General features: G+C 66.1%; 15 protein-coding genes and 1 pseudogene. 13 read left to right on the forward strand and 3 right to left on the reverse strand.

All coding sequences use genetic code 11. The features are described 5' to 3' along the window. Window positions 1–49 precede the first annotated feature (49 nt). From CKV91_RS03670 to CKV91_RS03700, 7 genes are all read left to right on the forward strand, one after another. The gene (locus tag CKV91_RS03670; protein ID WP_021104735.1) at window positions 50–2260 is read left to right on the forward strand and encodes an NADP-dependent isocitrate dehydrogenase; all 2211 of its coding nucleotides are present in this window, start codon (window positions 50–52) and stop codon (window positions 2258–2260) included. A 333-nt stretch (window positions 2261–2593) separates the two neighbouring features. Next, a complete protein-coding gene (locus CKV91_RS03675) occupies window positions 2594–4129 on the forward strand; it encodes a hemolysin family protein (protein WP_021104736.1) in 1536 nt (511 codons plus the stop codon). A 178-nt stretch (window positions 4130–4307) separates the two neighbouring features. Continuing rightward, window positions 4308–5429: a BMP family lipoprotein gene (locus tag CKV91_RS03680; RefSeq protein WP_021104737.1), complete on the forward strand. Its 1122-nt coding sequence runs from the start codon at window positions 4308–4310 to the stop codon at window positions 5427–5429. A gap of 132 nt (window positions 5430–5561) precedes the next feature. After that, window positions 5562–7199 carry an ABC transporter ATP-binding protein gene (locus CKV91_RS03685; protein WP_095141075.1) on the forward strand — a complete coding sequence of 546 codons (1638 nt, stop codon included), beginning with the start codon at window positions 5562–5564 and terminating at the stop codon, window positions 7197–7199. 101 nt (window positions 7200–7300) lie between these two features. After that, a complete protein-coding gene (locus tag CKV91_RS03690) occupies window positions 7301–8578 on the forward strand; it encodes an ABC transporter permease (RefSeq protein ID WP_065860886.1) in 1278 nt (425 codons plus the stop codon). Next, entirely contained in the window at window positions 8575–9903 is a 1329-nt protein-coding gene (locus CKV91_RS03695) for an ABC transporter permease (protein WP_021106010.1), read from the forward strand. The genes CKV91_RS03690 and CKV91_RS03695 overlap by 4 nt, the downstream gene beginning before the upstream one ends. Before the next feature lie 193 nt (window positions 9904–10096). Further along, the gene (locus tag CKV91_RS03700; RefSeq protein WP_051254913.1) at window positions 10097–10474 is read left to right on the forward strand and encodes a cytidine deaminase; all 378 of its coding nucleotides are present in this window, start codon (window positions 10097–10099) and stop codon (window positions 10472–10474) included. A gap of 171 nt (window positions 10475–10645) precedes the next feature. Here CKV91_RS03700 and CKV91_RS03705 read toward each other — a convergent pair whose 3' ends face one another. Then, entirely contained in the window at window positions 10646–11740 is a 1095-nt protein-coding gene (locus CKV91_RS03705) for an ABC transporter ATP-binding protein (protein ID WP_021106008.1), read from the reverse strand. Between the two features lie 170 nt (window positions 11741–11910). After that, window positions 11911–13362, reverse strand: coding sequence for an L-serine ammonia-lyase (locus CKV91_RS03710; protein ID WP_021104744.1), 1452 nt, complete (start codon window positions 13360–13362; stop codon window positions 11911–11913). A 323-nt stretch (window positions 13363–13685) separates the two neighbouring features. On the opposite strand from CKV91_RS03710, the gene CKV91_RS03715 reads away from it, so the two are divergent. Together CKV91_RS03715 and CKV91_RS09755 are read left to right on the forward strand one after the other, a co-directional pair. Further along, window positions 13686–14051, forward strand: coding sequence for a DUF488 domain-containing protein (locus CKV91_RS03715; RefSeq protein ID WP_021104745.1), 366 nt, complete (start codon window positions 13686–13688; stop codon window positions 14049–14051). Window positions 14052–14141: 90 nt separating this feature from the next. After that, window positions 14142–14975: pseudogene (locus CKV91_RS09755) on the forward strand (DedA family protein); the annotation flags it as partial. Window positions 14976–15155: 180 nt separating this feature from the next. Here CKV91_RS09755 and CKV91_RS03725 read toward each other — a convergent pair. Further along, entirely contained in the window at window positions 15156–15683 is a 528-nt protein-coding gene (locus CKV91_RS03725) for an O-acetyl-ADP-ribose deacetylase (RefSeq protein WP_021104747.1), read from the reverse strand. An 88-nt stretch (window positions 15684–15771) separates the two neighbouring features. Between CKV91_RS03725 and CKV91_RS03730 the strand changes: the two genes are divergently transcribed. From CKV91_RS03730 to CKV91_RS03745, 4 genes are all read left to right on the forward strand, one after another. Further along, a complete protein-coding gene (locus CKV91_RS03730) occupies window positions 15772–16713 on the forward strand; it encodes an ABC transporter ATP-binding protein (RefSeq protein ID WP_021106005.1) in 942 nt (313 codons plus the stop codon). After that, the gene (locus CKV91_RS03735; RefSeq protein WP_021104749.1) at window positions 16710–17459 is read left to right on the forward strand and encodes an ABC transporter permease; all 750 of its coding nucleotides are present in this window, start codon (window positions 16710–16712) and stop codon (window positions 17457–17459) included. The genes CKV91_RS03730 and CKV91_RS03735 overlap by 4 nt, the downstream gene beginning before the upstream one ends. A 160-nt stretch (window positions 17460–17619) precedes the next feature. Further along, entirely contained in the window at window positions 17620–18759 is a 1140-nt protein-coding gene (locus tag CKV91_RS03740; protein ID WP_021104750.1) for a sensor histidine kinase, read from the forward strand. A 95-nt stretch (window positions 18760–18854) separates the two neighbouring features. After that, window positions 18855–19460, forward strand: coding sequence for a response regulator transcription factor (locus CKV91_RS03745; RefSeq protein ID WP_065860878.1), 606 nt, complete (start codon window positions 18855–18857; stop codon window positions 19458–19460). Window positions 19461–19500 lie beyond the last annotated feature (40 nt).

Consider the following 19500-nt stretch of genomic DNA (forward strand, 5'->3'; position numbering starts at 1 on the left):
CCTTGGGTAGTCTGGATGACGTCGGTTCCGACATTTCAAGGAGGAGATCGTGCCAACCATCGTCTGGACCAAGATCGACGAGGCCCCTGCCCTCGCGTCGTACTCACTGCTGCCCATCGTGCGGGGATTCCTCGACGGCAGCGGCATTGACGTCGTCACATCCGACATTTCCCTGACCGGACGGATCCTGGCCCAGTTCCCCGAGCGTCTGGACGACGACGCCCGGGTGCCCGACAACCTTGCCGAGCTCTCCGAACTCACCAGCTCACCAGACGCCAGCATCATCAAACTTCCCAACATCTCCGCCTCGGTGCCCCAGCTCAAGGCGGCCATCGACGAGCTGCAGCAGCACGGCTACGACATCCCCTCCTGTCCCGACTCCCCCCAGACCGACGAGGAGCGCGAGATCGCCGCTCGTTACGCCAAGGTGCTTGGCTCGGCCGTCAACCCGGTTCTGCGGCAGGGCAACTCGGACCGACGTGCACCTGCTGCCGTCAAGGCCTACGCCAAGGCCCATCCGCGAACCATGGCCGAGTGGACGCCACAGTCGGCAGGGCGCGTCGCCCACATGGAGCACGGCGACTTCTACGACCACGAGGAATCCTTCGTCTCCCGCGGGCAGCGCCTCGACATCGTCCATGTCGCGGACGACGGGACGCGTACCGTGCTCACGTCCGGCCTGGAGACCTCCGACGGGGAGATCGTCGACGCCACGTACATGTCGGTGGCCGAACTCGACGACTTCTACGCCCACACCCTGGACCAGGCCAAGCAGGAGGGACTGCTGTGGTCCCTGCACCTCAAGGCCACCATGATGAAGGTCTCCGACCCGGTGCTCTTCGGCCATGCCGTGAAGACGTTCTTCGCCGACGTCTTCGAGCGCTACGGTGACGACCTCGCCCAGGTGGGAGCCAACCCCGACCTGGGCCTGGCAGACCTTCTGGAGCGGCTGGAGGAGCTGCCCCCCGACACGGCCCAGGAGGTGCAGATGGCCATCGCCGAGGAGCTCGCGGCACGCCCCGCGCTGGCGATGGTGGACTCCGATGCGGGCATCACGAACCTGCACGCCGGCAACAAGGTCATCATCGACGCCTCGATGCCCACCGTCGTGCGCGACGGCGGGCGCATGTGGAATCCCGAGGGCGAGCTCCAGGAGACCTTGGCCGTCATCCCGGATCGCAGTTACGCCACGATGTATGCGGCCATCCTGGACGACTGTCGCGCCCACGGTGCCTTCGACCAGGCCACCATGGGCGACGTGCCCAATGTCGGGCTCATGGCCCAGAAGGCCGAGGAGTACGGCTCCCACCCGACGACGTTCGTCGTCCCCAGCGACGGCACCGTCGAGGTGCGTGCGGGTGACGAGGTGCTCGTCAGCCAGCAGGTGCAGACCGGCGACATCTGGCGGATGAGCCGCGTCAAGGACGTTCCGGTGCGCGACTGGGTGCGGTTGGCCGTCGAACGTGCTCGTCTGTCGCACACCCCGGCGGTGTTCTGGCTGGACGAGGCCCGGGCCCACGACCGTGAGGTCATTGCGAAGGTGCGCAGGTACCTCCCCGAGCACGACACCGAAGGACTGGACCTCCGCATCCTGGCCCCGGTCGACGCCATGACGTTCACCCTGGAGCGGATTCGCAAGGGTGAGGACACCATCGCGGTCACCGGAAACGTCCTGCGTGACTACCTCACCGACCTCTTCCCGATCCTCGAGGTGGGTACCAGCGCCAAGATGTTGTCCATCGTCCCGCTGCTGGCCGGCGGCGGACTCTTCGAGACCGGCGCGGGCGGCTCGGCCCCCAAACACGTCACTCAGTTCCTGGCCGAGAACTACCTGCGATGGGACTCCCTGGGAGAGTTCTGCGCCTTGGGCGCCTGCCTGGAACACATCGGCCAGAGCGGCGACAGCGCCACGGCACTGGTGCTGGCATCCACCCTGGATCGTGCCATCGGCTCCTTCCTGGAGAACGACCGTTCCCCGGCACGCAAACTGGGTCAGATCGACAACCGTGGTTCGCACTACTGGCTGGCCCGCTACTGGGCCGAGGAGATCGCACGTCAGGACGAGGACACCGAGCTCGCCGCCCGATTCGGTGACGTCGCCACCGAGCTCGCCGCCCGCGAGTCGCAGATCCTCGACGAGCTCAACGGGGTCCAGGGCGAGCCGGTGGACCTCGGCGGCTACTACGACGTCGACGACGAGCTGGCCACCGAGGCCATGCGCCCCTCCGCGACATTCAATGCGTTGATCGAAGCCCTGTGAGCCTGGTGGCTCAAGCTGGAGTCGAGGCTCCGCACCGCCGCCATGTCCGTCACTGCGTAGGCGCGGACACGGCGGCGTCGGTGCGGCAACACATCGTCCTGTCGGTGACGTGACTCCTTGCACGAGGTCCTCGATGGGGCCAGGTGGTATTCGTTCTCACAGCGTCCGACCTCCCAGCCTTGCGGGGCCCAGACCTGCTGGGTCATCCAGTCGCGCCGTGACGGCGGCCCGCTGCGTGAGCTGTGTTGCGTGATCCCGCTATTGTTGGGCACATGCACCATGACGACTCGGAGGGCGACAGTCCCAAGCCTGCAGTGCAGGTGGTGACGAGACATGTCTGACATAGCGACCAACATCATTCTGGTCTTCGTCTTCATCATCATCGGCGGTGTCTTCGCTGCCGCCGAGATCTCCCTGGTGAGCCTGCGGGACTCCCAGGTCAAACAACTCGAGGCAACTCGCGGCAAACGCGGTCGAGTGATCGCACGACTCACCGAGAACCCCAATCTGTTCCTCTCGGCCGTCCAGATCGGCGTGACCCTTTCCGGTTTCCTCTCGGCAGCGTTCGGTGCCTCGGTGCTCTCCCAGCATCTGGCCCCCGTGTTCGTGGGATGGGGAATGTCGGCGGGATTCGCCAACACCCTGGCCCTCATCGTCATCACGGTGGTGATTTCGTACTTCTCCATCGTCATCGGCGAATTGACCTCGAAGCGGCTGGCGATGCAACGGGCTGAGGCGTTCTCCCTCGCCCTGGCCCCCATGGTCAGCGGTATCGCGACGGCGTTCCGACCAGTGATCTGGTTCCTCGGTGTGTCCACCGACGTGCTCGTCAGGATCCTGGGAGGCGACCCCCACGCAGCTCGTGAGGACATCACCGACGAGGAGCTGCGATCGATGGTGTCGTCCTCGTCGACGCTCGGCGATGAGGAACGGCACATCCTGGACGACGTCTTCGATGCCGGCCAGACCTCGCTGCGGGAGGTCATGGTGCCGCGCACCGAGGTGGACTTCCTCGCCGGTGACCTCACCGCCTCCCAGGCAGCCCAGGTGGTCGGGGACGGGGCCCATTCCCGCTACCCGGTCACCGATGGCAACGTCGATCACATCCTCGGGTTCATCCACATCCGTGACCTCCTCGACATGGATCCGGCCGAGCGTCACGCCAAGGTGCGTCAGATCGTGCGGCCCGTGCTGTCGATACCCGACTCGGTCAAGGTGCTCAAGGCCATGTCGGAGATGCGCCGGGCGAACTCACACCTGGCCATCGTCCTCGACGAGTACGGCGGTACGGCGGGAATCGTCACCCTGGAGGACATCGTCGAGGAGATCGTCGGCGACATCACCGACGAGTACGACGAGATCGAACCCTCCGACGCCATGCACACCCGACTCCGGGACATCGACGGCCTCATGACCCTGGAGGAGTTCACCGACCGAGTGGGGCTCGTGATGCCCGAGGGGCCCTACGACACGGTGGCCGGATTCCTCATGGCACGGACCGGGCAGATGCCAGCCGTGGGACAGCAGGTGCGCTGTCACCTGTCGCCGGTTCACCAGTCCGACGACGAGGACGAGGACCCCAATGTCGAGCTCACCGTCATCGAGCTGGACGGACGTCGCGCCTCCTGGCTGCGGCTGAAGCGGCTGGACGGAGCGGCCATGGAAGGAGCGGTGCCCACCGTCACAGCGCGTCCGCAAGGTCCGCATGCCCCCGAGACGCCGCACAGTGGGGACGGCGCTCCACGTGCTGACGAGGCGAGTGGACCGACCACCGGGCCAGCACAGCCCGAGGACGGTGGGCCAGCCGGTGGGGTCGCTGATGACGACGGCGTATCGTCCGGGCAGGTCGGCAGGGCAACCCTCTCCTGATGCAGCGATCACGTCTGGACCAGCCAGATGTGTACGGCGGGCCGATGCGCTGTTGGCGACTCAGCCGCCATGAGGTGCCGAGAGGTGCCGAAGAATCATCGAAGGGTTAACATTTGATGGCTCGATGTGATTTTTCGGGTTCGGTTCCATCGCTCCATTCTCAGTCAGGAGACAGTCCGTGAAGAAGAAGTTTCTCGCCATCCCGGCGGTCGTCGTCAGCGCTGCGATGGCCATGACTGGCTGTGCCAAGGCCCCTGACGAGGAGCCCACCAAGGACACCTCGGCGGCCAGTTCCTCATCCGACACCGGTTCGGCGGCCAAGTCCGACGTCAAGGCCTGCATGGTCTCCGACACCGCCGGTTTCACCGACAAGTCCTTCAACCAGACCTCCTTGGCGGGCTTGGAGCGTGCCGAGAAGGAACTCGGTGTGAAGATCGCCAAGGTGGAGTCCAAGAGCGACAAGGACTACGCCGTCAACATCAAGTCCCTCGTCGACACCAAGTGTGATCTCATCGTCTCGGTCGGATTCCTGCTCGACAAGACCACCGTCGCTGCTGCCAAGGAGAACCCGAACGTCAAGTTCGCCATCGTCGACGACCAGCCCCAGGGTGCTCCCGGCAACCTCAAGCCACTCATCTTCAACACTGCCCAGTCCTCCTTCGAGGCGGGCTACCTGGCAGCCGCCCTCACCAAGACCGGCAAGGTCGGCACCTTCGGTGGCATGAAGATCCCGACCGTGACGATCTTCATGGACGGCTTCGCCCAGGGCGTCGACTACTACAACCAGCAGAAGGGCAAGGACGTCAAGGTCCTCGGCTGGAATGCCAAGTCCCAGGACGGCCAGTTCGTGCCGCAGCCCGATCCGTTCCAGAACGTGGCTGGTGGCAAGTCCACGGCACAGACCCTGCTCAACCAGGGCGCCGACATCATCCTGCCGGTTGCCGGCAATGCGGGCAACGGTGCTCTGCAGGCCGTCAAGGCCTCCGGTGGCAAGTCCAACGTCATCTGGGTGGACGCCGATGGCTGCAAGACCCAGGCAGCCTACTGCGACAACATCATCACCTCGGTGTACAAGGGCATGGACGTGGCGGTGTTCGACGCCGTCAAGGCAGTCAAGGACGGCAAGTTCAACGGGGATCCCTACATCGGTTCCCTGGCGGACAAGGGCACTGGTCTGTCCGACTTCCACAGTTTCGACTCCAAGGTTCCTGCCGACGTCAAGAAGGAGCTGAAGACCGTGGAGAAGGACATCGCCTCCGGAAAGATCAAGATCGTCTCGGCGGCCCAGCCCCTGAAGTGATCGATCCCCAGCCATCCCGAGGCCCGGGGCACCGGGCCCCGGGACACCCTTCCCCCGGGGGGAACCACAGCTGCGCGGACATGGAAGGATGAACGCGTGTCCACTGCCACCGATGAGGACCCTGCGTCCCCACTGCACGATGCTTCCCGGCCCCCGCTGGAGTCCGGCCTGTCGCTGCGCGGGGTCACCAAACGATTCGGCACCCTCACGGCCAATGACCACATCGACCTGGACATGGTTCCGGGGCGAATCCACTGTCTGCTCGGTGAGAACGGGGCGGGCAAGTCGACCCTCATGAACATCCTCTACGGCCTGCTCGACTCCGACGAGGGGCAGGTGTTCATCGACGGGACGCAGCAGCACTTCGCCAATCCCAGGCAGGCCATGGCGGCTGGCATCGGCATGGTGCACCAGCACTTCATGCTCGTCGACGTCTTCACCGTTGCCGAGAACATCGTCCTGGGGCGTGAGGAGACCACGGCCGGGGTGCTGTCGATGCGACGAGCCCGTCGCAAGGTCACCGAGCTCTCGGACCGCTATCACCTCGACGTCAATCCCGACTCGGTCGTCGAGAACCTGCCGGTGGGCATCCAGCAGCGCGTCGAGATCCTCAAGGCCCTCACCAATGACGCGAAGTACCTCATCTTCGACGAGCCCACCGCCGTGCTCACACCCCAGGAGATCGACGAGCTCATGGCCGTCATGCGCATGCTGCGCGACGAGGGACGTGCCATCGTCTTCATCACCCACAAGCTTCGCGAGGTGCGTGAGATCGCCGACGACATCACCGTCATCCGACGCGGCAGGATCGTCGGGCAGGCCCACCCCGACGACACCGAGGGGGAACTGGCCGAGATGATGGTGGGACGTGCCGTGCAGTTGGTCGTCGACAAGCCGGAGGCGCACACCACCACCCCGCGCCTGCAGGTGGACGGTCTCACCGTGGCCGACGACACCGGTGCCGTCGTCGTCGACGACGTCTCCTTCGAGGTGCGAGGCGGCGAGATTCTCTGCGTAGCGGGAGTGCAGGGCAATGGACAGACCGAGTTGGCGTCCGCCCTGCTCGGTACGATGCTGCCCACCGGCGGAACCATTCGCATCGACGGCAGACCGACCACGCACGCCGATCCGGCCCGTACCATCAAGGCGGGCCTGGGGTTCGTGCCGGAGGACCGGCAACGCGACGGCTTCGTCGGCACGTTCTCGGTGGCGGAGAACCTCGTGCTCAACCATGTCGAGCAGTACACCAAAGGCGGCAGCCTGCAGCTGGGCAGGATACGGGAGAACGCCCGGGAGCGGGTCGCGGAGTTCGACATCCGCACCCCGTCGATCAACCTGCCGGTGTCGTCCCTGTCGGGTGGCAACCAGCAGAAGGTCGTCCTGGCACGCGAACTGTCCCGTCCGCTGAGCGTGCTGGTGGCCTCCCAACCCACCCGTGGCGTGGACGTCGGCGCCATCGAGTTCCTGCACAAACGCATCGTCACCGAACGTGACAAGGACACGGCCGTGCTCATCGTCTCCACCGAGCTCGACGAGATCGAGGCCCTGGCCGATCGGATCGCCGTCATGTACCGCGGCAGGATCGTCGGCATCGTGCCGGCCGGCACGCCACGGGAGGTTTTGGGCCTCATGATGGCTGGATTCAGCCATGAGGAGGCCACCGAGTCCACCGGCGCCTCGATCCCTGATCCTGCCACCGACCGGACTGTCCTCGAATCCGTCGCCCCGCAGGAACCCGACACCGCGACACCAGAGGAGTCGAACCGATGAGCGATCGACCCATCCCACCAGAGTCGTCGCCGCGCCGCGCCGACGATCTGAGAGCCGACAGCCCAGCCGGCTCCACGAACACCGAGGCCGCTCGCGTGCCGATGGGGGCCGAGCCCCAGACACAGAGTCCGGTGGCCCAGAGCGGGACACACTCCGCCGAGTCCCGGTCAACAGCTGGGCAGGCTGGCGTCGAACCAGCGCCACGACGCCGATTCCCGTGGAACGACTTCTGGGTGACGGTGGCTGCATTCGTGCTGGCCTTCGTCGTCTCGGCGATCATCATGGTGTTCTCCGACTCCGAGATCAACCGGGAATGGAGCTACCTGTTCTCCCGCCCCGACGCGTTGCGAGACTCCTGGGACAAGATCTCCGCCGCCTACTCCGCCCTGTTCGAGGGGGCGTTCGGCTCGTGGCAGGCCATCACGGCGACGACCGCCCAAGCCGCACCGCTCATCTGCGCCGGCCTTGCCATCGGACTGGGCTTCAAGGCCGGCCTGTTCAACATCGGTGGTCAGGGCCAGGCCATCGCCGGGGCGACGATGTCTGCCTGGGTGGGGTTCAACTTCCACGGGTTGGCGCTGGTGCCACACCTGTTGCTCGCCATCCTTGCCGGATTCGTGGCAGGTGCCCTCTGGGGTGGGATCGCTGGGGCTCTCAAGGCCCGTGCTGGAGCCAACGAGGTCATCGTCACCATCATGCTCAACTACATCGCCAGCGGCATCCTCGCCTGGCTGCTCACCACGACGGCGTTCCAGATGCCCGGACGCAGCGACCCGATCGCCCCGATCGTTGACTGGAATGCCACCTTCCCACGGGTGGAGGGCACCCAGCTGCACCTGGGCTTCCTCCTGGCGCTGCTCACTGCCGTCATCACCTGGTGGTTGCTGGAGCGCACCGCGTTGGGCTTCCACATCAAGGCGGTGGGGAAGAACCCGCATGCCGCTGCCACTGCTGGCATGCGTACCAACCGGGTCGTCGTCCGCACGATGCTCATCTCGGGTGGCCTGGCCGGCCTAGCCGGGGTCGAGGTGGCGCTGGGGCCGATCTCGGGTGCCACCCCCACCCAGCTGTCCATCGGGTTGGTGGGCACCATCGGTTTCGACGCCATCACCGTGGCCCTGCTGGGGCGCTCCAACCCGTTCGGTATCATCCTGGCCGGTCTGTTCTGGGGTGCGATGAACCAGGGCGGTCTACGCATGCAGGCCCTGGCGCAGACCTCCCTGGATCTCGTGAGCGTCATCCAGGCGGTGATCGTCATGTTCGTCGCGGCGCCGATGCTCGTCCGGACGATCCTGCCGTTCCTCAGAACCGGCCGCCAACGCAGGCACACGCAGGACACACCCGTCCAGACCACGTCCAACTCAGGAGCGGTGGCATGACGACTGGTGACACGACGCTCTCGTCCCCCGGGCAGGCTGCCCCTGCCCCAGGCTCGGCACAGGAGGTGCATCTGGCGAGGATCGAGTCGCGGGAGGCCCGCAGCCACCGCATCTCCACGTCGATCCTCATCGCCATCATGGCCGTGCTCATGCTGGCTCTCGTACCTCGCACCTCGGGAATCGCGCAGTTCTCGTTCCTGGATTCCCTGAGTGGCAAGGACCTCGGAACGGTCAAGCTGCCAGGTCTGCCGACCGTGCTCGTCAGCGGCATCCTGTGCGCCCTCGCCGCCGTGGCCTTCGCCTTCAAGCGCTCACACGGATGGATCGGTACCATCGCCGGAGTCGTCGCCGGTGTCACGGTCGTCGTCGGGCTGCTCACCTGGGCTGCTGCCGGGGCCAGCCTGCCCTTCCAGGTCTCCAGTCAGCTCGAGGGAACGATCTCGCTGGCCACTCCGTTGATCCTCGGCGCCCTGTGCGGTGTCATGTGTGAGCGTTCGGGCGTCGTCAACGTCGCCATCGAGGGGCAGATGCTCACGGCGGCATTCACGGCGGCCCTCGTCGGCTCGATGACCCAGTCCATCGCAGCGGCCCTCGTCGCCGCCGTGCTGGCCGGTGTGCTCATGGGGGCCCTGCTGGCCCTGTTCACCATCAAGTATCTGGTCGACGAGGTGGTCATGGGGGTCGTCGTCAACCTCTTCGCCAGCGGCCTGACCGGGTTCCTCTTCAACCAGCTGCTCGTCACCGACGCCGAGAAGTACAATGCGACACCGATCATGGAACCGATCGCCATCCCGGGACTGTCGAGGATCCCGTTCCTCGGACCGATCCTCTTCAACCAGACGGTTCTGGTGTACATCGGGTTCCTGTGCATCGCACTGGTGTGGTTCCTGCTGTGGCGTACCCGGTGGGGGCTGCGGATCCGTTCGGTGGGGGAGCATCCGGAGGCGGCCGACACGGTGGGCATCTCGGTGACGGCGGTGCGCTGGTCGGCGGTCCTGGTCGGCGGCGTCTTCGCCGGGCTGGGCGGGGCGTACTTCACCATCGGCACGGTGGGGGCGTTCTCCAAGAACATCACGGTCGGCAACGGCTTCATCGCCCTGGCGGCGCTCATCATGGGACGCTGGAAGCCGGGCCAGGCGGCGCTCATGGCGTTGTTCTTCAGCTTCGTCACCCAGCTGTCCACCGAACTCGGGCCGTTGGGCACCCCGATGCCCAGCCAGGTGCTCCTGCTGCTGCCCTACATCGCCACCATCGTCGCCGTGGCCGGGCTCGTCGGCAAGGTCCGTGCCCCGGCTGCCGACGGCACCCCGTTCGTCAAGGAATGATCCGTAGATGCGTGGTGACGGCTCGGCAGGCGATAGTTTGGGGCTGCGCAACGGCTCCGGGACGCGGCAGGAGGGCGGCTCCCCATCTGGGAGAGCCCCTGGGGCGAGCACCGATCCTGAGCCGCACAGCGAAACTGCATCGCCACGTGATCCGAGGATCAACTGGGACGACCTCGTTGCCCTCGCCCACCACATGACGCAGCTGTCATACTGCCCCTACTCGCACTACCGGGTGGGGGCGGCCGGTCTGGCTGCCGACGGGCGTGTGGTGCGTGGCTGCAATGTGGAGAACGCCGCCTACGGCGTCGCCCTGTGTGCGGAGTGCGGTCTCGTCAGCGATCTGGTCGCCGGCGGGGGAGGCAGACTCCTCGCCTTCGTCTGCGTCGACGCCGACGGCGCGCCGATCATGCCGTGTGGTCGATGCCGCCAGCTGCTGTGGGAGCATGGCGGGCCCGATCTGCTCGTCTGGACCCCGAAGGGCGTCATGACGATGGCCGACGTCCTTCCCCAGGCCTTCGACGCGACGGACCTCGGCAAGACCGTGAGCAGCCCCGGAACGCGGGAGGACTGAGGGCGAGGCCCTGCGCCGTCGAGCACCGGATGCCGAGGCGTGCGGGCGCGTCACCCGAGTCGTCGGGTGAGGACCGGACTGTTGGCGGCGTACCGTGCACTGATCCCGCCGACCGACGGCAACGGGCCCCACACCAATGAGGGGTGGGGCCCGTGTCACAAGGGGCGAAGGTCAGGAGATTCGCTCGGTGGTCTCCTGGCTGAAGACGTGGACATTGCTCGGGTCGATGACCAGACGCACCTGCTCACCGTGCTGTGGAGGACGGCGCGAGGAGATGCGGGCCACGATCTGGCGGGAGGCATCCTCGACGTCGGCATGGTCGGCACCCATGAGGGTTCCGTAGAGGTAGGCGTCGGCGCCAAGCTCCTCGACGACGGCGACGTCCAAACCGATGCCCTCCTCGCCCAGGCTGAAGGACTCGGGACGAATTCCCAGGGTGAGGGTGGTCTCGTTGGGAGCCTTGTCGAGCACCTCACGGGCCACCGGTACCACGTAGTCGCCCACCTGGACACCACCGTCGACGACGGTGCCGTCAATGAGGTTCATGGCCGGCGATCCGATGAATCCGGCGACGAAGAGGTTCTTGGGGGTGTCGTAGAGGGCCAGTGGGGAGTCGACCTGCTGCAGGACGCCGTCACTCATGACGGCCACCCGATCACCCATGGTCATGGCCTCGACCTGGTCGTGGGTGACGTAGACGGTGGTGACGCCCAGCCGCTGCTGCAGGGCGGCGATCTGGGTACGGGTCTGCACGCGCAGTTTGGCATCGAGGTTCGACAGCGGCTCGTCCATGAGGAACACCTGCGGGTTGCGCACGATGGCACGACCCATCGCCACACGCTGCCGCTGGCCACCGGAGAGGGCCTTGGGCTTGCGATTGAGGAAGTCCTCCAGCCCCAGCAGCTTGGCGGCCTCCAGGACGCGCTGCTGGCGTTCGGCCTTCGGCACGTTCTGCATCTTGAGGGCGAAGCCCATGTTGTCGGCCACGGTCATGTGGGGGTACAGGGCGTAGTTCTGGAAGACCATGGCGATGTCACGGTCCTTCGGGGGCAGATCGGTGACGTCGCGGTCTCCGATCCAGATGGAACCGGCGTTGACCTCTTCGAGGCCGGCCAGCATTCGCAGGGAGGTGGACTTACCACAGCCAGACGGTCCGACGAGGACCATGAACTCACCATCGCCGATCTCCAGGTTGAGCTTGCTGACGGCTGCGCGATCGGTGCCCGGGTAAACCCGAGTCGCCTCCTTGTACTGCACGGTTGCCATAACCGTTAATCCTTTCCACGGGCAGGTACGTGCCCGACGATCCGAGTGGAAGTTCAGACGGGGCAGGGCCATTCCTGCACGACCGTCTGGCGCTGCACTGCAAAACCGTGCAGCTGATCCCAGTGTAGTCGGTGACACCGGGCAACGCGGCTGATCTCGTTGCCAGGGGCTCAGCACTCGACGATGTTGACGGCCAGACCTCCGCGGGCGGTCTCCTTGTACTTGTCCTTCATGTCCCGGCCGGTCTCCACCATCGTCCTCATCACCTGGTCGAGGCTGACGATCTGCTGTCCGTCGCCGGTCATGGCCAACCGGGCCGCTGTCACTGCCTTGATGGCTCCGACGGCATTGCGCTCGATGCACGGAATCTGCACCAGGCCTCCCACCGGATCGCAGGTGAGACCCAGGTGGTGCTCGAGGCCGATCTCGGCGGCATTGCACACCTGTGCCGGGTTGCCGCCCATCACCTGTGCCAAGCCGGCGGCAGCCATCGAGCAGGCCACGCCCACCTCTCCCTGGCAGCCGACCTCGGCGCCGGAGATCGACGCGGACTGCTGGTAGATGGCCCCGATCGCCCCGGCGACGAGCAGGAAGTCGATGATGGCGTCGTCATCGCCCTGATCGACCCCTGGGGTGCCCGAGTCGGTGTCGCTGTGCGGTTCGAGGAACTTGAGGACGAATTCCAGTGCCGACGGTACGATCCCGGCGGCTCCGTTGGTGGGCGCGGTGACCAGACGCCCCCCGGCGGCGTTCTCCTCGTTGACGGCCAGGGCCCACACCGTCAGCCAGTCCATCGAGTCGAACGGGTCCTGACGGGTTCCGATGCGCTTCTCACGGGCGACGAGGTCGCTGTAGGCGCGCTTGGCACGTCGGCGCACGTGCAGCCCGCCAGGCAGCACACCGGAGTGCGAGCAGCCGGCCTCGATGCAGGAGTGCATGACGTCGTGGATGTGCAGCAGCTCCTGGGCGACGTCCATCTGCGGGTTGAGTGCCTGCTCATTGGCCATGGTGATCTCGGGGATCGTCATGCGATTGTCCGAGCACTGCTGCAACAGCTCGGCGCCGGTGCGGAACGGGTGGGGCACCGCACGGGAGTCCGCGACGATCGCGGGGTGATTGTCCTCACCGTGCTCGACGACGAACCCGCCACCGATCGAGTAGAAGGTGCGTTCGCACAGCACCTCGTCACCGATCCAGGCGGTGAAGGTCATGCCGTTGGGGTGGAAGGGCAACGACTTGGTGCGGTACAGGACGAGGTCCGACTCGTCGAAGAAGTCGATCTCGTGGTTCACCTCGTGGGCGGCGTTGAGGACGATCCGCTTGGTGGAGCGGATCTCGGCGTCGCGGATCGGGGTGCGGTCGGTGTCGACGGTGGCGGGTTCCTCGCCCTCCAGCCCCAGCAGGACGGCAGACTCCGACCCGTGCCCGTGTCCGGTGGCTCCCAACGAGCCGAACAACTCGGCACGTACCCTGCTCACCTGGTCGAACCGGGGATCGGTCGCCAGGTCGGTCACGAACACGTTGGCGGCCCTCATTGGTCCCACCGTGTGCGAGCTCGACGGCCCGATCCCAATCTTGAAGATGTCGAAGACGCTCACTGCCACGTCACCAGTCTGCCTCATCTCGGCATGTCGTGGGCGACTATGCGCCGTTGTGTCCGGCAACGACCACCTGGCTCGCGTCGGACAGCGTGCTCCGGGGCCTGCCGAATCGGTGCGGTCGTGGGCAGACAGATCGTGGCGAGACCGGGGAGATACTGGTGAGATTCGATGTCGGCCGGTCGCTCCAGGACAGGTCATGGGGAGACGGGGGAGATGTCGCCGCGAGGCAGTGGAGCTGCGCGGTGGTGTGGGGCCTTTTTCGGAGGTTCACCCACTCTGGCGTCTGGTGCCGCTTGGGGCAAGGGGTTGGGGTGGCGTGGCCGGTCCGACGTACAATGTCGACCATGACGACGTTCGTTGCTCGCAACATTCGTGACGACCTTTCCGGGCCTGCCCCGGAGCCGGGGTACCGAGTGCTCGTCGATCGCCTCTGGCCGCGTGGGGTGCGCAAGGCGGATGCCGCACTTGACGAGACGGCCAAGGAACTCACCCCGAGCACCGAGCTGCGCCAGGCGTTCCATCACGGGGAGCTGGACTTCGACACCTTCGCCGCCCGGTACCGTGCCGAACTCGACGACTCCGACGAACCGTCCGCCTTCGTCGACCGAGTCAAGGACGAGGACGTCGTCGTCCTGCTGTACGGAGCCGCTGATCGGGAACACAACCATGCCCTGGTGCTGCGCGACCACCTGGCCGAACTTTCCGACTGAGCCCGCAGCTGCGGTTTTCCTCGTGCGGTGTCGATGTGCTGACGACTCCGATTTACTGCGACGGGGCATGTGTTGGGTACCCTGAACCTCATGGAGAATGCCCCGGAGCCGTCATCCTCCTCGCCCGGTGACATCCGCGAGGACAGGGACGACACGTGCACCGATGATCCGCATGACGATCTGACGTGCACCGATGCGACCTCTGCAGATGATCTGCATGGCAGGGCCGATGACGATCCGGGCGATGACGACAGCCCCTGGTGGGACGATCCCGGAATGCCGTGGAAGCACAAGCCGGGCAAGTCCGACTACTGGTGCATGGGCTGGATCGGGTTCCTGGGGCTGTTCTCCTTGGCCATGCTCCCGCTGCGTGGCTGGCTGCTCGGCCTGAGCCCACAGATGCTGCTCGGCGTCACGGGGTCGCGCACCGGAGCTGCTGCGACCGGTGCCCTCGTGTCGGTGGACACGGCCAGGCACTGGTACTGGTGGATGCTGCTCGGCTCGCTCATGTCCATCAAGCTCGACTGGGTGTACTGGTGGGCCGGCAAGCTGTGGGGACGCGGCATGATCGAGGTCTGGGCCGGTGCCTCGGAACGATCGGCGAAGAACTACGAGCGCATGGAACGGTGGGCCATCAAACTCGGGTGGCTCGGCATCCTCGTGGCCTACCTTCCCATTCCCCTACCACTCATGCCCGTGATCTTCGTCCTTGCCGGGGCGTCGGGAATGTCGATCCTGAGATTCGTCATCCTCGACTTCGTGGCCGCCACGGTGTGGAACGGTGGATTCATCCTGGCTGGCTACGCCATCGGCGACCCGGCAGTGGACGTGCTCAACGGCTATGCCAAGATCGCCAACTGGGTGGCCCTTGGCTTGGTTGCCGTCGTCGTGGTCATCATCATGAGACGCTCCGCCAAGAACGCCAAGGGCGGAGCCAGTCGGAAGGCTGGAACCGGGCACACGGCTGACGACCCCGGGTCCGGGCGATCCGACGCGGTGCAGGCTGGCGGCAGCGCCCGCGCGGCAGAAGCCTCCGGAGTCGGGGACTCCCAGGATAGTGTCATGTCCCGAGCTCCTCGCCGGGCGAAGAACCCGGACTGAGAGTCACTCCACCTCGTCGAGCGCCGCACGATAGCCTCGTGCGGCGTCGTCATTGAACGCCACGAGCAGCACCCGCGCCACGACGTCGGCGGCGAACGTGCCGCACGCCCGAACCGCGATCCGGGTGGCGACGTCCATCGGGCAGCCGTACGCCCCTGCCGAGATCGTCGGGAAGGCCACGCTGTGGGCTCCCAGGTTCTCGGCCAGGGTGAGGCTCCTCGTGTAGCACGAGGCCAGCAGCTGCTCATCATGCACCGTTCCACTCCAGATCGGCCCGACGGTGTGTATCACCCAGCGGCACGGCAGGTCTCCGGCGTCGGTGGCGACGGCGTCGCCAGTGGGCAACCCATCTGGTAGCTGGGTCGTGCGCAGTTCCCGGCACTGTGCGGCCAGGCTCGGCCCGGCAGCACGGTGAATCGCGCCGTCCACCCCGCCACCGCCTGTCAGGGCGCGATTCGCGGCATTGACGACGGCGTCCACCGCCAGGGTGGTGATGTCGGCTCCGACGATGTCCAGCTGTGCGGTGTTCATGGTCGATCCCTTCCCATGACAATTGTCATGCCCAAGTCCTGACGTGTGACCATGGTGTCACGGCGCGGATCCGACGACCATTGACATCATGAAGTCAGCCACGCCACGTCCTGGACACACGGACAACGCGATCGAGGTCAATGACCTCGTCAAATCCTTTCGACGTCCGGGCCATTCACCGCTCCGAGCCGTCGATCACGTCTGCCTGACCATTCCAACCGGCAGCATCGTCGCAGTGCTGGGCCCCAACGGGGCCGGCAAGAGCACCACCATCGACATGATCCTGGGGATGATCGCACCGACCCACGGCACGGTGTCGGTCCTCGGCCACGCTCCGCAGGACGCGGCACGCAGTGGCCGTGTCGGTGTCGTCTTCCAGGGCGGTGGTCTCCTGCCCGACTTCACGGTGCGCGAGACCCTCGAGGTCATTGCCGCCGCACACGGCGCGAGCGATCACGTGGCGCAGATGATCGAGGAATGGAATCTAGCCGACATCGCGGGAACCAAGGTCAAGAAGTGTTCCGGTGGCCAGCAGCAGCGGCTGCGCTTCGCCATGGCTCTGGTCAGCCAGCCAGAGCTCATCATCCTCGACGAGCCGACGACCGGTCTGGACGTCGAGGCGCGACGGTACTTCTGGCAGAAGATGCGCGAACAGGCCGAGCAGGGCCGCACCATCGTCTTCGCCACCCACTACCTGCGCGAGGCCGACGTCTTCGCCGAGCGAGTCGTGCTCATGGCCCACGGACGCATCGTCGCCGATGGCCCCGTCGACGAGATCCGAGGCTCGGTGGCCGGGTCGCGTGTCGAGTTCACGACCGATGAGGCGACAGACCTTGCTGAGCGAGTGCGGTCCTTCCCCGGCACCAGTGAGGTGAACCAGGAGGGCAGCCGTCTGGAGGTACGCACCAGCAATTCCGACGAGCTCGCCCGTTTCCTGCTCGACGACACGACGGCACACGACCTGCGCATCAGCACGAACAGCCTGGAGGACGTGTTCGTGCAACTCACCAGCGATGAGGAGCAATCATGAAGACCTACATTCGTCTCGACCTGCGCCGTATGCTGCGCGACCCCGGCACGGTGATCTTTGCCATCATCATGCCCCTGGGCATGTACCTTCTCTTCGGACCGCTGCAGGACTACTCGTCCGAGGAGGTCGCACACGGGAACGTGGGTGCACTCATCATGGCGTCGATGGGATGTTACGGCGCGCTGCTGGCCGTCACCGCACTTGCCGCCGAGTCGGCCCACGAACAGGGCCGCGGCTGGAACCGGCAACTCGCCATGACACCGATGACCCCGGGGCGGTACATCGCCGCCAAGACGATTGCGATCCAGCTGGTGGCCATAGCCCCGATCGCCCTGGTCTTCATCGCGGGGGCCCTCACCGGGGCTCGGATCGACGGCTGGGGATGGCTCACCTCACCCCTGCTGTGCTGGATCTGCACCCTGCCGTTCAGCATGCTCGGTCTGGCCGTCGGCATGGCGATGCGCAGCGACTCCGCGTCCAATGTGGCGTCGTTCATCGTCGTTGCCGCAGCGTTCGTCGGCGATGCCTTCTCGCCGTTGAGTGGTGGCCTGCTGAAATTCGCCCACTGGACCCCGCTGTACGGCCCCAATCTGCTGGCACGCTGGCCGGTGGAGGGAGGATGGATCGCCGATGGTGACAAGATCGTCCACGACTCCGTTTGGTGGGGAATCGGCGGTGTGCTGGGATGGGCCGTCGTCTTCATGGCCCTGGCCTTCCTGGCCAGCAGGCGTCATCAGGACCGCTGAGCGTGACCCCTTGCCCTGACCGGCGACCAAGCTGCTGTGGAGGTCGCCGGTCTCGGAGCACCTGCTCCCGGTGTGTCGTGGCGCAGGGCCCCGCTTGGCCGCGTGCCCTGCCGTCCATCATGCTGAGATGGTCCACGGTGCACACCCATGAGAGGAAAGCATGAAGCTGGTCTCGACGCAGCAGGTTCCCCTGCCGATGGCTCGGGAGCGCCGACAGTCGGTGCTCTACGCGGCAGTCTGGATGGTCTTCGAGATCCTGGCGGTCGCTGGTCTGCTCGAGCCGCCAGCGGTACCGACGTGGCAGCTGGCGCTGGGGCTGTCGTGCGTCGCCGCGTTCTCCGTGACGTATCTGTGGATGTTCCACGTCAATCCGGACGGTGCGGAGTTGTGGGCGTCACGGCGGTTCGTGCGGCGTGGGGCGATCGGAGGATTCGGGCTGTTGTGGGTCCTCGTGGTGGCGCTGGGACTGGTTCGAGTGGGAGCCGCCGTCGCGCTCTTCCCATTCATCATCGCCTACGCGGCGTACACACTGCCGTACGTCGTCACGGCGCTCAACTGGGCCACGGGAGTGGTTGCCGGACTGGGCATCTGGTGGACGGGCACCTTGCCGAGCGGTTGGCTGTTCAGCGTCGCGGTCTCTGCGGCCATCGTCACCGTCACCGGACTGCTCAGTCGATATCGCAGGCATGTGCAGGACCAGTTGCGCGCCGACAAGGAGATGGTCGTCCGACTCACCGAACGGGAACGAATCGCCTCGGACATGCACGATCTGCTCGGCCAGACCCTCACCGTGACGGCGATGAAGGCGGAGCTGGTGCAACGACTGATACCCACCTCACCCGACAAGGCCGTGACCGAGGCCCAGGAGGTGCAGCACCTGGCGCGCACTGCCCTGCACCAGGTGCGCGAGCTGGTGAGTCAACTGCACGAGGTGTCCCTGGACACCCAGCTGGTGGTGGCGCGTAGCGCGCTGCAGGCAGCCGGGATCGAGCCGAAGGTGGAGGACCACCGCAGTGCGGCTGCCCAGGACACCTCCCAGGATGACACCTTCGACTCGGTACGGGGGTGGGTGCTGCGGGAGGCGGTGACCAACGTCGTGCGACATTCCGGGGCCGCGCAGTGCCGGATGTGGATTGGCGACGAGAAGCTGTGCATATGCGACGACGGATCGGGCCTCGGTGATGCCGTCTGGGGCAATGGTCTGACGGGGATGCGTCGTCGCGTCGATGCCGCTGGGGGAGAGCTCACCGTGGGCCCTGGCCCGGGTGGCCACGGAACCTGCGTCGGCGTGATCGGCTGAGCGCTCGGCACGGTAGCCCCTGCTGGGATGAGTCTCGGTGCCGGTGCCCCCGAGGTTCTCGGGTCTGCTGCGGAGAACATGGCAAGCTTGTCGACGTGATCAGGATTGCCGTGGCCGATGACCAGACGTTGGTGCGTGGAGCGCTGGCGGCACTTCTCGACATGGAGGACGACCTGCAGGTCGTCGGCAGTTGTGGTCGGGGTGACGAGGTCGTCGACATGGTGCAACGCACCAACCCCGATGTCTGCCTGCTCGACATCGAGATGCCCGGGATGGACGGCATCACCGTCGCCGAACACCTGGCGAGCACCGCCCCGACCTGTCGGGTGCTCATCGTCACCACCTTCGGACGACCCGGCTACCTACGACGCGCCATGGATGCTGGCGTGAGCGGATTCGTCGTCAAGGACACCCCGGCCGAGCAGCTCGCCAAGATGGTGCGCACGGTGCACGCCGGGCAACGCGTCATCGACCCCGATCTTGCCGCAGAGTCCCTCATGCAAGGCCACAACCTGCTCAGTGAGCGGGAGCAACAGGTGCTGCGGCTGGTCGAGGGCGGGGCATCGATGACGGCCATCGCCTCCGAGCTCTTCCTGTCGGTGGGCACGGTGCGCAACCACGTCTCCTCGGCGATCCACAAGACGGGGGCCGCCAACCGCACCGGGGCGGCGGTGACGGCGCGGGAGCGTGGCTGGCTGTGAGGTGACGGTGTCCGAGGACCACGTGGCATCTGCAGGGCTG

The organism is Cutibacterium granulosum, assembly GCF_900186975.1.
GTDB classification, from domain to species: domain Bacteria; phylum Actinomycetota; class Actinomycetes; order Propionibacteriales; family Propionibacteriaceae; genus Cutibacterium; species Cutibacterium granulosum.